Here is a 12,649-nt window from a genome sequence, read left to right as displayed (position 1 = left end):
GGCAGGCTTCTTTCTGTCGATGGTCTTCGCTGATGAGTGTGATACACACTCGCGCGATGGTGCCACCACCGATGACAAATCTACCACGTCCTTCTCCTTCCTAGTGCAAGGATTCGATCTATGTCTGAGCTGTTTCGGCGCCTCGACACCGGCACAGCAGTCAAGCCCTTGGTGGTCAATCCGTAAAGTCCTGTAGAAAAGCGCACAACCCAGTCGCGTTTGCGCGCTATGTCCAGCTTGGCGGAAAGCCAGCGAACATCTGGACACTGGAAACCACTCTTCCTGAGGAATAAGGACAACTGGTCTAGGTTTGCAGGCGCACAGACCTTGAGGGTCTTAAGAATGACCATTAAGTTTGGCATTGGAAGGTCCGACTCAAGCACTTCAATACGAACCTCTGAGAAGTTAGCATCGCGCAGGAACTCCTCGACTGCTGTCCGGACTGCGCTGGCTCGCGCTACATCAACATTCTCTGTCGTTCGCAGCAAAACCTCCGCCCGATCCGTTGTCGGAAATGACACGACAAGTTCTGATATTTCATTTGGGTGGCGCCGCTCCAGCGTGGCGCGTAGCCCCGCTTCTATATCGGTCAGTACCCTCCCGCTTCGAAGCGCAATCACCACAGAAAGCCCAAGCTCCTTGGTAATCATCGAGGACAAGTGCGCTAGCTGGCGCTTTGATGTCATTCCCCTCGATGCAGTTTTACCAACCTTCTCCCGAGAAACGTCGAGAATCGCTGTATTTGTCTCCCTGACCACACGCACGGCTGTGACGTAGTCTGCCTTTCGGGCATTAAGAAAGGCTTGGATGCCCTCAGCGCTTTCAGACAAGACCAAGCTCCTTCCCAAATCTCAAAATGCGGCCCTTTTGGGCCTCTACGAAGCTGAGCCACGCGCGTGCCTCACCTTCTGTGTGCGAATCTAGATGGAAGGTTGCACTTTCGAAAGTTACTAGCTCTTCCGGTCGATAGTCAGAGATCACACGTACCTTGTATGCGATACGGAGCACTTCTGCAATGGCCGATCCAGCGCTTGCGACCCCGCTGCTTATACGCTGGCTTTGAGCACGAGAAATAGCACTGATCTTCTCTTGCCGTTTCAATTCACGACGAACAACTTCAGGCAACGACTTTTCTACTAGGTTTGGGGCGTCAGCGTGTGAGACATCCCAATTCGAATCGAACCGGACCAACAAGTCCCTCACCTCTAAATACGCAGAATAGTAGTAGCGGTTGAAGGCAGAGCGCCCAAACGCATCTGCGACATCGCCATCCGAAGACTTCGCTTTATCAGACAAAGTAGTACCAACAATATGCAGCTTCGACATACCTATTGACGTTCGTGAAGCTTCAATAGCGTTACACCAAATGCAATGGCGGTGGCATAGCCAAAGTAGTCAGTGAAGCTATGGCCGGGATTGAGGGGGTACTCGCGGGTGGCGACGCCTTTCACGGCGTCATCTTTGGCCTCTGCTATATCGCAGACGTACCAAATGGCTGCGGCGAGCAGCGCATAAATGATGTGGCGGGCACGGGCCTCTGGCGTCATGAACGGCGTTTTCTCATTGTTTCCTCTGGTCGCATTCTAGAGGGATAAGCAGAGCAAGCTGCCGCAGCAAACAGCCACAAGCTGCTGCAGTGTGCGAACGTCGCGGTTGGTTGACAGCGGCGAGGAAGAAGCGCGGTGACGGCAATCGTAGGTTTTACCGAAATCGCGTTCGAGATTCCACCGGTCAAGCCGAAGTCCCTGCCCCTGGATTGGAAGCAGATCCTGGAGCAGTGGCTGCTCGGAGCTGCTTTCGTGCGTTCGACGCCTACTTGGTCGGAAATCAAAGAGTTTCTTGCCCGATCCTATTTCTGAGCAGGTCCAGCCTGAACCACTTCGCTTGCACCAAGCCGGTCGCTGCTCGGGGCGCCGATTGCTTGGTCCAATTCGACGCTCCGCTGAGTACGCCTACTGCACTTCACTCGCATCTCTAGACAATTTTGAACTTCCAGTTCGAAGTTGCCCGAAGTCCATAGGGCTCAGCTGGTCGAGATATGGCCGTGCCTACGAGCGCGATTGTAGAATCCCTCGGCGCCAGTCTGCTCCCGGGAACCCTATGACCGCAGTACCTTGTACAGCTGCCATTCAGGCCACCGCAGATCGTGGTACCTAGTGGCCGCTTCGTGGAAGTCAGCGTGAGTACGCGAGGTAGCTCCCAGCGGCAGCAATCGCTGCTCACCAGTCATTCACACGGCGTGGATGAATTGCCGCAGTGCTCCAGCATGAGCCCGAGCCGGTCGAGGTCATTCAAGGCGAGACAGGCTTGCCCGGCCCCGATGCCTCACCAAGGCCTCCCTAATCAGGACCCAGATCCATGAAAACCCAAAGCACTTCCAGCCAATCGAAGAGCGGGCGGATCTCGCTTTTTTGAGCATTCAAATGACACTACAATCCTCACATCCGCAGGTCTCCATTTGTCAGCGCAGTTGTCAGCGCATGGGGCTTCGGAGAGGTTCGGTCGGCTGCGCTCGAGTTCGGTTGAATTCGCGTAAGTGATTGATTTTGTTAGTACTTGGACAATGTGGCTTTTAGTCCTTTAGGCCCCTAATTTGTCTGTTAATCCGCAGGTCCCTGGTTCGAGTCCAGGTCGGGGAGCCATCAAATCCAAGCAAAAAGGTCTTCTTCGGAAGGCCTTTTTTGTTTCCAAGTAGCGGCCAACTGCGTGGATCAACCCGTCCACCTGCCACCAGTGAACAACGCCATCCTGCACCGTGCCTTTGCTGCCGCTTTCTGGTTCGCATGCGCTGCTGTAGCGACACTTTCACTGGTTCCGGTATCGGAGCTTCCCGCCGTCACATTGGATGTATGGGACAAGGCGCAACATGCCGCGGGGTTTTTCTTCCTGTGTGTACTTGGCCTGATGGCCTATCCTCGTCATTTTTCGCGGGTGTGCATGGGGCTGCTGCTGTTCGGTGTCGCCATCGAAGTCGCGCAATCGATCAGTGGATGGCGCACCGGCGACTGGCTTGATTGGCTGGCCGATGCCGTGGGTGTTTTGCTCGCAGCGGTGGGCATGCGCCAACTGGCCGGCCAAAACGCATGAGGCAGAGCTGGGCGGCTCAAATTACCGAAGAACGGCCCCACCCTGGGTTGCGCCAGGCCTTGTATTGCCACATGTAGCCGAGACTGGCCTGTTCACAGATATTTCTCGTCTTCGCAATGACATCCGGACTGCGCCACAATCTCACTGTGAGCAGCACAAACCATCTCCCCTATCTACCTTGGCTGGATTCAGGCGACGCATTTCCGCCAGTGGGCATTGCATGGTCAGACGACGATCCTGCACCTGGATTGGTGGCCGCAGGGCGCGACCTCGCCGTCACCACGCTTGTTGAAGCCTACAGCCACGGCATCTTTCCCTGGTTCAGCGCGGGTCAGCCCATTCTCTGGTGGAGCCCCGACCCCCGCACGGTGTTGCGGCCAAAGGCGTTCAAACTGCATCGTTCGCTGCGCAAGACCCTGCGCCACCTGCTTTTGGCGGAGCGGCTGGATATAAGGATTGATCACGACTTTGAGCGTGTGATTCAAGCGTGTGCCCGAACCCCTCGCAAAGACCAGGACGGCACATGGATCGTCCCCGATATGGTGTCGGCCTATACAGCTCTGCACCGGGCGGGGCACGCACACAGCATCGAAACCTGGATCGATGGCGAGTTGGCAGGTGGTCTTTACACAGTCAATGTCGGAGGCATGGTGTTCGGTGAATCCATGTTTAGCCACCGCAGCGATGCATCCAAACTGGCTCTGACGGGTTTGGTCGCTTTCGCCCAGGCTCACCAGCTACCGATGATCGATTGTCAGCAAAACACGGCCCACATGGCCACTTTGGGCAGTGAAACAATGCCACGCACTGCTTTCTGCGATGAGGTCCGCGTGCTCATATCCCAAACCGCGCCAGTTTGGCGTTTCGACCCCGTATACTGGAATCACTTCCTTTCAGACGACGGTTTTTGAGCGTGACGCATCTCAAAGAACTACCGCTTCAGGCGTTGCAGTTCTATGCAACAGCCCCCTACCCCTGTAGCTACTTAGCTGGCCACCAGGCGCGCTCACAAGTGGCAACACCCAGCCACCTGATCCACAACGATGCCTACTCCGATCTGGTTACCCGCGGATTTCGACGCAGCGGCATGTTCACTTACCGCCCAAGTTGTGACGGCTGCCAAGCTTGCACGCCTCTCCGAGTGCCTGTCGCCAGTTTTCGGCCCAATCGAAGCCAACGCCGTTGCCTGAAAGAGCATGCGCATCTTGAAACGAGGGTGCTCAATCTGTGTTTTGTTCCGGAGCACTACCAGCTCTATTTGCGCTACCAGAACAGTCGGCACGCCGGTGGGGGAATGGACCAAGACAGCATCGACCAGTACACCCAGTTTTTGCTTCAAAGCCGCGTCAATTCTCGGCTCATAGAGTTCTGGGCACCCGCCACTGATGAACAGCCTGCGTCGCTCAAGATGGTGTCTATCGTCGACGTCATCAACGACGGCATCTCAGCGGTGTATACCTTCTATGAACCCGAGTCCACCGCCAGCTACGGCACTTACAGTGTGTTGTGGCAGATTGAACAAGCCCGCATACTCGGCCTGCCTCATATGTACCTTGGCTACTGGATCGAGCAAAGTCCCAAAATGCGCTACAAAGATCGGTTCAGGCCCTGTGAGATGCTGCGCAACGGCGTATGGACGCTGGTCGGTGACCGGTGACCGCGATAGACGGCACCTCGGCAATTTCATCTTGTAAAATTCTGGCAAACCAATGCCCACATGACCAAACGCTCCGACCTACAGCCAAGCACCCCGACCGTCCAGGTAATCGAACGCATGTTCAACTTGCTTGAAGTTCTGTCGTCCCGCGAGGATCCGGTGTCGCTCAAAGACATTGCCGAGAAAACCGGGTTACACCCCTCCACCGCTCACCGAATTCTCAATGATCTGACCATTGGTCGCTTTGTCGACCGGCCTGAAGCTGGCAGCTACCGACTGGGCATGCGCTTGCTGGAACTGGGCAACTTGGTCAAAGCCCGCTTGAGCGTGCGGGATGCCGCGCTGTCACCCATGCGGGAATTGCACAAACTCATTCAACAACCCGTGAACCTGAGTGTTCGCCAAGGGGATGAAATCGTGTATGTCGAACGCGCCTACAGCGAACGCTCTGGCATGCAGGTGGTGCGCGCCATAGGTGGACGAGCCCCCTTGCACCTCACTTCGGTGGGAAAGCTCTTTCTGGCCGCTGATGAAGGTGCCAAGGTTCGTGCCTATGCCACGCGAACGGGCCTGTTGGGCAATACCCGCAACAGCCTGACCCAACTCGCCACGCTGGAGCGTGAACTGCAACAGTGCCGTCAGGTCGGAATGGCGCGCGATAACGAAGAACTCGAAATGGGCGTGCGCTGCATGGCCGCCGGTATATACGACGATCAAAACAAGCTGGTGGCCGGCCTTTCCATTTCGGCACCTGCAGACCGAATCGACGAAAACTGGGTGCCCAAGCTCCGAGCCACGGCCGCTGATATTTCTGCAGCGCTGGGATGTCCCAAACCATCCCCAGCAGCAACCTACCGGTAAGCACGGGTTGATGGCAATAAAAATGGCCCCTGAAGGGCCATTTTTATTGCTGAAGAATGCAAGCCTTGGCTTAACCCTGAGGGCGGGCAGCACTGCGGCGGTAGCCCTGGGCCTCCACCCAATGGCGTACGCGCTCTGCATCCTGAGCTCGACCGGAGCGCCCTGAGGCATCCAGGAACACCATGATCAACTGGCGCCCAGCCACATTGGCCTGCATCACCAGGCACCGACCAGCCTCGGAGATATAGCCTGTTTTCTGCAAACCAATGTCCCACTCAGGGTTGCGGATCAAACGGTTGGAATTGTTGTATTGCAAGGTGCGGTTGCCCAAGTCCAGCTCATGGCTGGGTGATGTCGAGAGATCGCGCAGAATCGGGCGCTGATAGGCAGCGCTGACCAGCGTTGCCAAATCACGTGCGCTGGACTGATTTTGGCTCATCAATCCGGTCGGATCAACGTAACGCGTGTCGTTCATACCCAGGTCGCGGGCCTTGGCATTCATCAAGCGAATGAAATGGGTCAAGCCGCCTGGATAGGTGCGGCCCAGTGCGTGGGCTGCACGGTTCTCACTGGACATCAAAGCCAAATGCATCATCTCACCGCGACTGGCTGTCGTGCCGACGGCCAAACGTGAGCGGCTGTTCTTGACGGTATCCACATCATCACTGGTGATGGTGATCATCTCGTCCATTGGCAAATTCGCATCAGCCAACACCAGCCCTGTCATCAATTTCGTCAACGAAGCAATGGGCAACACGGCGGCGTCATTCTTGCTGAACAACACCTCTCCGGTGAGCTGATCCACAACCAGGGCCACGCTGGAATTCAAATCCAGCGCATCGTCGGAGTTTCGCAGGCCCAGACGCTCCCCCGTGGAAACACGTGGCGACATAGACACACGCACAAATGCCGATTTGGCCCTGCTCGAGGCGACAACCGTGCGGCTTTTACTGCCTTTTGCCACCCGTGTCTTGGCAGGCGACGCGCTGCCGCGAGCCAGTCGCTGTTGCTTGCGCTCCTCGGCACGGCTCAGTCGGGTGGACTTTTTCTGACTGGTCTTGGCCACGAGGTCCCGTTTGGAGGACTTGCTGCGGGCAGTTCCAACAGCCTTCTTGGCGGCGACGCTCTTTTTCGCGGTAGCGTTCTTTTTCCGCTCAGCAGACTTGCCCGCAGCGGTCTTGGCGGGGGCCACCTTGCCCTTCGCTGCCTGGGCAGCCATGGGCCAAACCAGCGCTGCGGCCAACAACGAGCCAACAGCCCATTGCAACGATATAGGTGTTTTGATTGCAAAAAGTTTCATACGCCGCTCCAGCCGTCAACAAGGGTCTTTGCCGGAGTATAGGGGATGTCAAAAAAACTAGCAATATCAAACGCTTGCAGCGACTTGTTAATTGATCGGTCGAAAAGATGCTACTTTTGGCATCATTTTTCAGCGCCAATTGTTACAAGTCGCTGCAAGTAGTTGATTTTATTGAAGTTACCCTTGTGCAGCGACCCGATCTACCTTGCTCTGCAATTTGTTGAGCGCGCTCAGGTAGGCCTTGGCCGAGGCCACAACGATGTCTGGATCTGCGCCCACACCGTTGACAATGCGCCCACTGTGCTGCAAACGCACGGTGACTTCGCCCTGACTTTCGGTCGAACCGCTCGTGATCGCATTGACCGAATACAACATCATTTCCGCACCACTCTTGACGTGGGCTTCAATGGCCTTGAGCGAAGCGTCAACGGGACCATTGCCTTCGGCCGCCGATTGGTACTCTTTGCCGGCAATGGTGAACACCACTTCAGCGTGCGGGCGCTCGCCAGTCTCCGAGCGCTGTGAGAGCGAGACCAGGCCATATTGCTCCTTCTCCGCCGTGACGCTTTCGTCGCTGCACAGGGCCAGGATGTCCTCATCAAAGATCTCGCTCTTTCGATCGGCCAGTTCCTTAAACGCGGCGAAAGCGGTGTTGATTTCGCTTTCTGACTCCATCTCGACCCCAAGATCCTGCAAGCGCTGCTTGAACGCATTGCGTCCACTCAACTTGCCCAAGACGATTTTGTTGGCAGACCAACCCACGTCTTCGGCCCGCATGATTTCGTAGGTGTCGCGGGCCTTGAGCACGCCGTCCTGGTGAATACCGCTGGCGTGCGCAAACGCATTCGCACCAACAACCGCCTTGTTGGGCTGCACCACGAAACCGGTGGTCTGGCTGACCATGCGGCTGGCCGGTACGATTTGCGTGGCGTCCACACCGATGTCGAGCTGGAAATAATCGCGCCGTGTGCGAACCGCCATCACGATCTCTTCCAGTGCGCAGTTGCCTGCCCGCTCACCCAGGCCGTTAATGGTGCATTCCACCTGGCGCGCGCCGCCAATCTTCACGCCGGCAAGGGAGTTGGCCACGGCCATGCCCAGATCGTTGTGGCAATGCACCGACCAGATGGCCTTGTCGGAATTGGGAATGCGCTCACGCAAGGTGCGGATGAAGTCGCCGTACAACTCGGGGATGGCGTAGCCCACAGTGTCGGGAATGTTCAGCGTGGTCGCGCCTTCCTTGATCACCGCTTCGAGCACGCGACAGAGGAAATCCATGTCGCTGCGATAACCATCTTCCGGGCTGAACTCGATATCGTCAACCAGGTTGCGGGCAAAGCGCACCGACTGTTTGGCCTGCTCGAACACCTCATCAGGCGTCATGCGCAGCTTCTTCTCCATGTGCAGCGGGCTGGTGGCGATGAAGGTGTGAATGCGCGCGCGGTTGGCGCCTTTGAGTGCCTCGGCTGCGCGCGAAATGTCGCGGTCGTTGGCCCGGGCCAGACCGCAGACGGTGGAGTCCTTGATCGCGTTGGCAATCGCCTGAACGCATTCAAAGTCGCCATTCGAGCTGGCAGGAAAACCCGCCTCGATCACGTCCACCCGCATGCGCTCCAGCTGGCGCGCGATGCGCAGCTTCTCGTCTTTGGTCATGGAGGCGCCGGGCGATTGCTCGCCGTCACGCAAGGTGGTGTCAAAAATGATGAGTTTGTCGGTCATTAAAAAGCTCCTTATTCTGTGCAGTCAGCCGATTCCAGGGCGACCACCGATTTTGCACGCTGCACGCCCGACACAATCGCTTTCAGTGAAGCGGTCACGATACTGGCGTCCATGCCCACGCCAAAGACCGTCCGGTCATCGACGCGCAACTCGAAATAGGCCACGGCGCGCGCATCGGCGCCCGACCCCAAAGCATGTTCATGGTAATCAAGCACCCGAATGGCGCAGTCCATCGCGGTGTTCAGCCCTTGAACAAAAGCGTCGATGGGCCCATCGCCCTCGCCCGCAATCGCCACGCGCCGACCCTTGACCTGGAAATCGGCCTCGATCCGCGTGGTTTTGTCTTCACCCGTCTGGATGTTCTGGGCCAAAGCTTCGATGCTGCCCAGGCCGTATTCGCGTTCAAACAAGGTCCAAAGCAACGGAGCGGTCAACTCTTTGCCTTCGGTGTCCATCACGCGTTGAACCACCTGGCTGAACTCGATTTGCAAGCGCCGAGGCAACTCCAGACCGTACTCGCTCTCCAGCAGATACGAAATACCGCCCTTGCCCGACTGGCTGTTCACGCGGATCACCGCTTCGTAATTGCACCCCAGGTCTTTGGGGTCGAGGGGCAGGTAAGGAATGCGCCAGGCATCACCTTCCTGGCGCGCCGCAAAACCCTTCTTGATGGCATCCTGGTGCGAACCCGAAAACGAGGTGTAAACCAGATCGCCCGCGTAAGGATGCCGAGGGTGCACCGGCAACTGGTTGCAATGCTCCACCTCGGTCCGAATGGCATCGATGTCGGAGAAGTCCAAACCCGGCGACACGCCCTGCACATAGAGGTTGAGCGCAACGTTGACCAAATCAAGATTGCCGGTGCGTTCGCCGTTGCCGAAGAGGCAGCCCTCGACCCGGTGGGCACCCGCCATCAGCGCCAACTCGGCACTGGCCGTTCCCGTGCCGCGGTCGTTGTGAGGGTGTACCGAAAGCACCACCTCTGGCCGATCCTTGAAACGGCGAACCATCCATTCGATCTGGTCCGCAAACACATTGGGGGTCGCATTCTCGACCGTCGTCGGCAAGTTCAAAATGATGGTCCTGCCCACCCCCCAGGCGGCGATCGCCGTCTCGCAAGCTTGCAAGGAAACCTCCAGCTCCGCCATCGAAAAGGTCTCTGGCGAATACTGCAGGGTCCACTCGGTCCCCGGTTGTGCATCGGTCAGGCGTTGGACCTGCTGCACGCTGCGCTGCACCAAAGCCATCACCTCGGGCACGGACATGCCAAACACCACCTCGCGCCACACCGGCGCCACCGCGTTGTACACGTGCACGATGGCGCGAGGCGCGCCGCGCAGGGCTTCAATGGTGCGCTCGATCAGTTCTTCGCGCGCTGGCGTCATGACCTGAATCGTCACGTCATCGGGAATCCGGTTTTCATCGATCAGCTTGCGCACGAAGTCGTATTCCACCTGCGAGGCGGCCGGAAAGCCCACTTCGATTTGCTTGAAACCGATGCGCACCAACAGGTCAAACATGCGCAGCTTGCGTTGCGCGTCCATGGGTTCGATCAAGGCCTGGTTGCCATCGCGCAGATCGGTGCTCAGCCAGACAGGCGCACGCGCCAGGATCGCATCGGGCCAGGTGCGGTCGGTGAGCCCAACGGGTTTGAAAGGGGGGTATTTGAGAGCCGGTCGAATCAACATGGAGGACACCCTGTAGGTTTCAGAAAACCTGCAGCGCAAAACAAAACGGCCCGCTGCAAGTGCAAACGGGCCGTTGTGGAAATGCGCTCGCGCGTTACCAAGTCTGCCCGTGAAGGACACCCAGTAGTAGCGAGAACGGCATTTGTTTCATGGAAAGCAATGTATCACAAAGGTCATGGGACAACGATGCAAGGCATCAATGGCTGTGATGTGCTGGCGCTATTCGTGCAGCCCGCGCTCTTCGGGCTCGTCGGTGGAGGTGCTGATCAGGCTCGATGGGCGGCCCTTGGCCTTGCGCCAGATGAGCACTGCGTAGCCCGACAAACCGTACAGGATGAACAGGCCAAACAACACAGTCGGCGGATCGATGTTGATGGCGGCAATGCCCAAGGCCACCAACACGATGGTCGCAAACGGTACGCTGCGTTTCAGGCTCAGGTCCTTGAAGCTGTAAAAAGGCACGTTGGTCACCATGGTCAAGCCGGCGAACAGTGTGATGCCAAACATCACCCAGCGCATCGAAGCGGGTGACAAGCCGGCATCGGTAGCCAACCAGATGAAGCCCGCCACAATGGCCGCAGCCGCCGGCGAAGGCAAGCCCTGAAAGTAACGCTTGTCCACCACACCGGTGTTGACGTTGAAGCGGGCCAGGCGCAGCGCAGCGCAGGCGCAATACACGAAGGCCGCGATCCAGCCCCAACGCCCCAGACCATTGAGCGTCCAGATATACGCCACCAATGCAGGCGCCGCACCAAACGAAACCATGTCAGAGAGCGAATCCATCTGCTCGCCAAACGCGCTTTGCGTATTGGTCATGCGCGCCACACGGCCGTCCAGACTGTCGAGCACCATGGCCACGAAAATGGCCACCGTGGCCAATTCGAAACGCCCATTCATTGCCATCACGATGGCGTAAAAGCCACCGAACAGCGCGGCCAGCGTGATCATGTTGGGCACCATATAGATGCCCTTGCGGCGCTTGCGCGCTTCGGGAGCGGTTGAATTCAGGGAATCGTCTTCTTGCATGCAGGGTTCTCTAGAGTAGGCCGCGCCAAGCTGCGACCAATGTCGCGTTCAGACATTTTTACATTGGTTTCAGTGTAAGTCACCGAAACGTCTCGCCTCCAAAAACAAAGGCCACCGAAGTGGCCTTTGACATCTCCAGCCTGGGCACCGCCGCAGTTGCGGCAACCCCCAGATGGCAACATCAGTTGCGGGTCTGGTCAACCAGCTTGTTCTTGGCGATCCAGGGCATCATGGCGCGCAATTTGCCACCCACGACTTCGATCTGGTGATCGGCGGTATTGCGGCGGCGGGCGGTCATGCTTGGGTAGTTCAGCTGACCTTCCTGAATGAACATCTTGGCGTAATCGCCGTTCTGGATGCGCTTCAGAGCGTTGCGCATGGCTTCACGGCTTTCGGCGTTGATCACTTCTGGCCCGGTCACGTACTCACCGAACTCGGCGTTGTTCGAAATCGAGTAGTTCATGTTGGCGATGCCGCCTTCATAGATCAGGTCAACGATCAGCTTCAACTCGTGCAGGCACTCGAAGTAAGCCATCTCGGGCGCATAGCCAGCTTCCACCAGCGTCTCGAAGCCCATTTTCACCAGTTCCACGGCGCCACCGCACAACACGGCCTGCTCACCGAACAAGTCGGTTTCGGTCTCTTCTTTGAAGTTGGTTTCGATGATGCCGGCCTTGCCGCCACCGTTGGCCATGGCGTAGCTCAGGGCCAATTCGCGGGCTTTGCCGCTCTTGTCCTGGTGCACAGCCACGAGGTGGGGCACGCCGCCGCCTTGGGCGTAGGTGTTGCGCACGGTGTGGCCTGGTGCCTTTGGAGCGACCATCCACACATCCAGATCGGCGCGTGGCACGACCTGGTTGTAATGCACGTTGAAGCCGTGAGCGAAGGCCAGCGAGGCGCCTTGCTTGATGTTTGGCGCCACGTTGTTGTTGTAGACCGAAGCGATGTTCTCGTCGGGCAACAGGATCATGACCACGTCAGCGGCTTTCACGGCCTCGTCAACTTCCATCACGGTCAGGCCGGCCTTGCCGACCTTGTCCCAGGAGGCACCACCTTTGCGCAGACCGACCACGACTTTCACGCCGCTGTCGTTCAGGTTTTGCGCGTGGGCGTGGCCTTGCGAGCCATAGCCGAGGATGGCCACGGTCTTGCCCTTGATCAGGCTCAGGTCACAGTCTTTGTCGTAGAAAACTTTCATGGGGTACTCCAATAAATAAAGGTGGTTGTGTCATCCCGTTCATCCTGAGCCTGTCGAAGGACTTCAGGTGCCGGCTGCGTGAACAGCCGGGCTTCGACAGGCTCAGCCCGAAC

13 protein-coding genes are annotated in these 12,649 nt (G+C 57.6%); 5 read left to right on the top strand and 8 right to left on the bottom strand.

Features of this window, described 5'->3' with window-relative positions:
* Window positions 1–80 precede the first annotated feature (80 nt).
* Genes LPB072_RS10060 through LPB072_RS10050 form a run of 3 tightly spaced genes read right to left on the bottom strand, consistent with a single transcriptional unit; the run spans window position 81 to window position 1,547 of the window.
* Window positions 81–830, bottom strand: coding sequence for a hypothetical protein (locus tag LPB072_RS10060; protein ID WP_066088074.1), 750 nt, complete (start codon window positions 828–830; stop codon window positions 81–83).
* Window positions 823–1,326 carry a hypothetical protein gene (locus LPB072_RS10055; RefSeq protein WP_066088076.1) on the bottom strand — a complete coding sequence of 168 codons (504 nt, stop codon included), beginning with the start codon at window positions 1,324–1,326 and terminating at the stop codon, window positions 823–825. The genes LPB072_RS10060 and LPB072_RS10055 overlap by 8 nt, the downstream gene beginning before the upstream one ends.
* 2 nt (window positions 1,327–1,328) lie before the next feature.
* On the bottom strand, window positions 1,329–1,547 hold the full coding sequence (locus LPB072_RS10050) for a hypothetical protein (RefSeq protein WP_066088081.1): 219 nt from the start codon (window positions 1,545–1,547) through the stop codon (window positions 1,329–1,331).
* A 135-nt stretch (window positions 1,548–1,682) separates the two neighbouring features.
* Here LPB072_RS10050 and LPB072_RS23415 point away from each other — a divergent pair, with 135 nt between their 5' ends.
* The 5 genes from LPB072_RS23415 (at window position 1,683) to LPB072_RS10030 (ending at window position 5,605) form a co-directional block, all read left to right on the top strand.
* Window positions 1,683–1,859 carry a hypothetical protein gene (locus tag LPB072_RS23415; RefSeq protein ID WP_157559273.1) on the top strand — a complete coding sequence of 59 codons (177 nt, stop codon included), beginning with the start codon at window positions 1,683–1,685 and terminating at the stop codon, window positions 1,857–1,859.
* Between the two features lie 847 nt (window positions 1,860–2,706).
* The gene (locus tag LPB072_RS10045; protein WP_198356956.1) at window positions 2,707–3,087 is read left to right on the top strand and encodes a VanZ family protein; all 381 of its coding nucleotides are present in this window, start codon (window positions 2,707–2,709) and stop codon (window positions 3,085–3,087) included.
* A 146-nt stretch (window positions 3,088–3,233) separates the two neighbouring features.
* The gene (gene aat / locus LPB072_RS10040) at window positions 3,234–3,998 is read left to right on the top strand and encodes a leucyl/phenylalanyl-tRNA--protein transferase (RefSeq protein WP_231943482.1); all 765 of its coding nucleotides are present in this window, start codon (window positions 3,234–3,236) and stop codon (window positions 3,996–3,998) included.
* 2 nt (window positions 3,999–4,000) lie between these two features.
* Window positions 4,001–4,744 (top strand): arginyltransferase, encoded by a 744-nt coding sequence (locus tag LPB072_RS10035; RefSeq protein ID WP_066088086.1) that lies wholly within the window; start codon window positions 4,001–4,003, stop codon window positions 4,742–4,744.
* A 60-nt stretch (window positions 4,745–4,804) separates the two neighbouring features.
* A complete protein-coding gene (locus LPB072_RS10030) occupies window positions 4,805–5,605 on the top strand; it encodes an IclR family transcriptional regulator (protein WP_066088091.1) in 801 nt (266 codons plus the stop codon).
* Between the two features lie 70 nt (window positions 5,606–5,675).
* On the opposite strand, the gene LPB072_RS10025 is transcribed toward LPB072_RS10030, so the two are convergent.
* The 5 genes from LPB072_RS10025 to ilvC form a co-directional block, all read right to left on the bottom strand.
* A complete protein-coding gene (locus LPB072_RS10025; RefSeq protein ID WP_066088094.1) occupies window positions 5,676–6,905 on the bottom strand; it encodes a serine hydrolase in 1,230 nt (409 codons plus the stop codon).
* A 177-nt stretch (window positions 6,906–7,082) separates the two neighbouring features.
* Window positions 7,083–8,624, bottom strand: coding sequence for a 2-isopropylmalate synthase (locus LPB072_RS10020; RefSeq protein ID WP_066088096.1), 1,542 nt, complete (start codon window positions 8,622–8,624; stop codon window positions 7,083–7,085).
* 11 nt (window positions 8,625–8,635) lie between these two features.
* Window positions 8,636–10,312, bottom strand: a complete 1,677-nt coding sequence (gene leuA, locus LPB072_RS10015; protein WP_066088099.1) for a 2-isopropylmalate synthase — start codon at window positions 10,310–10,312, stop codon at window positions 8,636–8,638.
* Window positions 10,313–10,531: 219 nt separating this feature from the next.
* Window positions 10,532–11,338 carry a CDP-diacylglycerol--serine O-phosphatidyltransferase gene (pssA, locus tag LPB072_RS10010; protein ID WP_066088101.1) on the bottom strand — a complete coding sequence of 269 codons (807 nt, stop codon included), beginning with the start codon at window positions 11,336–11,338 and terminating at the stop codon, window positions 10,532–10,534.
* 181 nt (window positions 11,339–11,519) lie between these two features.
* The gene (gene ilvC / locus LPB072_RS10005) at window positions 11,520–12,536 is read right to left on the bottom strand and encodes a ketol-acid reductoisomerase (RefSeq protein ID WP_066088104.1); all 1,017 of its coding nucleotides are present in this window, start codon (window positions 12,534–12,536) and stop codon (window positions 11,520–11,522) included.
* Window positions 12,537–12,649: the final 113 nt, after the last annotated feature.

Source organism: Hydrogenophaga crassostreae, from assembly GCF_001761385.1.
GTDB lineage: Bacteria > Pseudomonadota > Gammaproteobacteria > Burkholderiales > Burkholderiaceae_C > Hydrogenophaga > Hydrogenophaga crassostreae.
The sequence above is the reverse complement of the archived record's forward strand: the minus strand, read 5'-3'. Positions and strand labels throughout refer to the sequence as shown.

Bases quoted from the DNA above. Each gene is read 5' to 3' on its own strand.
- LPB072_RS10055 (WP_066088076.1), bottom strand. From the start codon at position 1,326: ATGTCGAAGCTGCATATTGTTGGTACTACTTTGTCTGATAAAGCGAAG.
- LPB072_RS10050 (WP_066088081.1), bottom strand. From the start codon at position 1,547: ATGACGCCAGAGGCCCGTGCCCGCCACATCATTTATGCGCTGCTCGCC.
- LPB072_RS10030 (WP_066088091.1), top strand. From the start codon at position 4,805: ATGACCAAACGCTCCGACCTACAGCCAAGCACCCCGACCGTCCAGGTA.
- LPB072_RS10025 (WP_066088094.1), bottom strand. From the start codon at position 6,905: ATGAAACTTTTTGCAATCAAAACACCTATATCGTTGCAATGGGCTGTT.
- LPB072_RS10020 (WP_066088096.1), bottom strand. From the start codon at position 8,624: ATGACCGACAAACTCATCATTTTTGACACCACCTTGCGTGACGGCGAG.
- leuA (WP_066088099.1), bottom strand. From the start codon at position 10,312: ATGTTGATTCGACCGGCTCTCAAATACCCCCCTTTCAAACCCGTTGGG.
- pssA (WP_066088101.1), bottom strand. From the start codon at position 11,338: ATGCAAGAAGACGATTCCCTGAATTCAACCGCTCCCGAAGCGCGCAAG.
- ilvC (WP_066088104.1), bottom strand. From the start codon at position 12,536: ATGAAAGTTTTCTACGACAAAGACTGTGACCTGAGCCTGATCAAGGGC.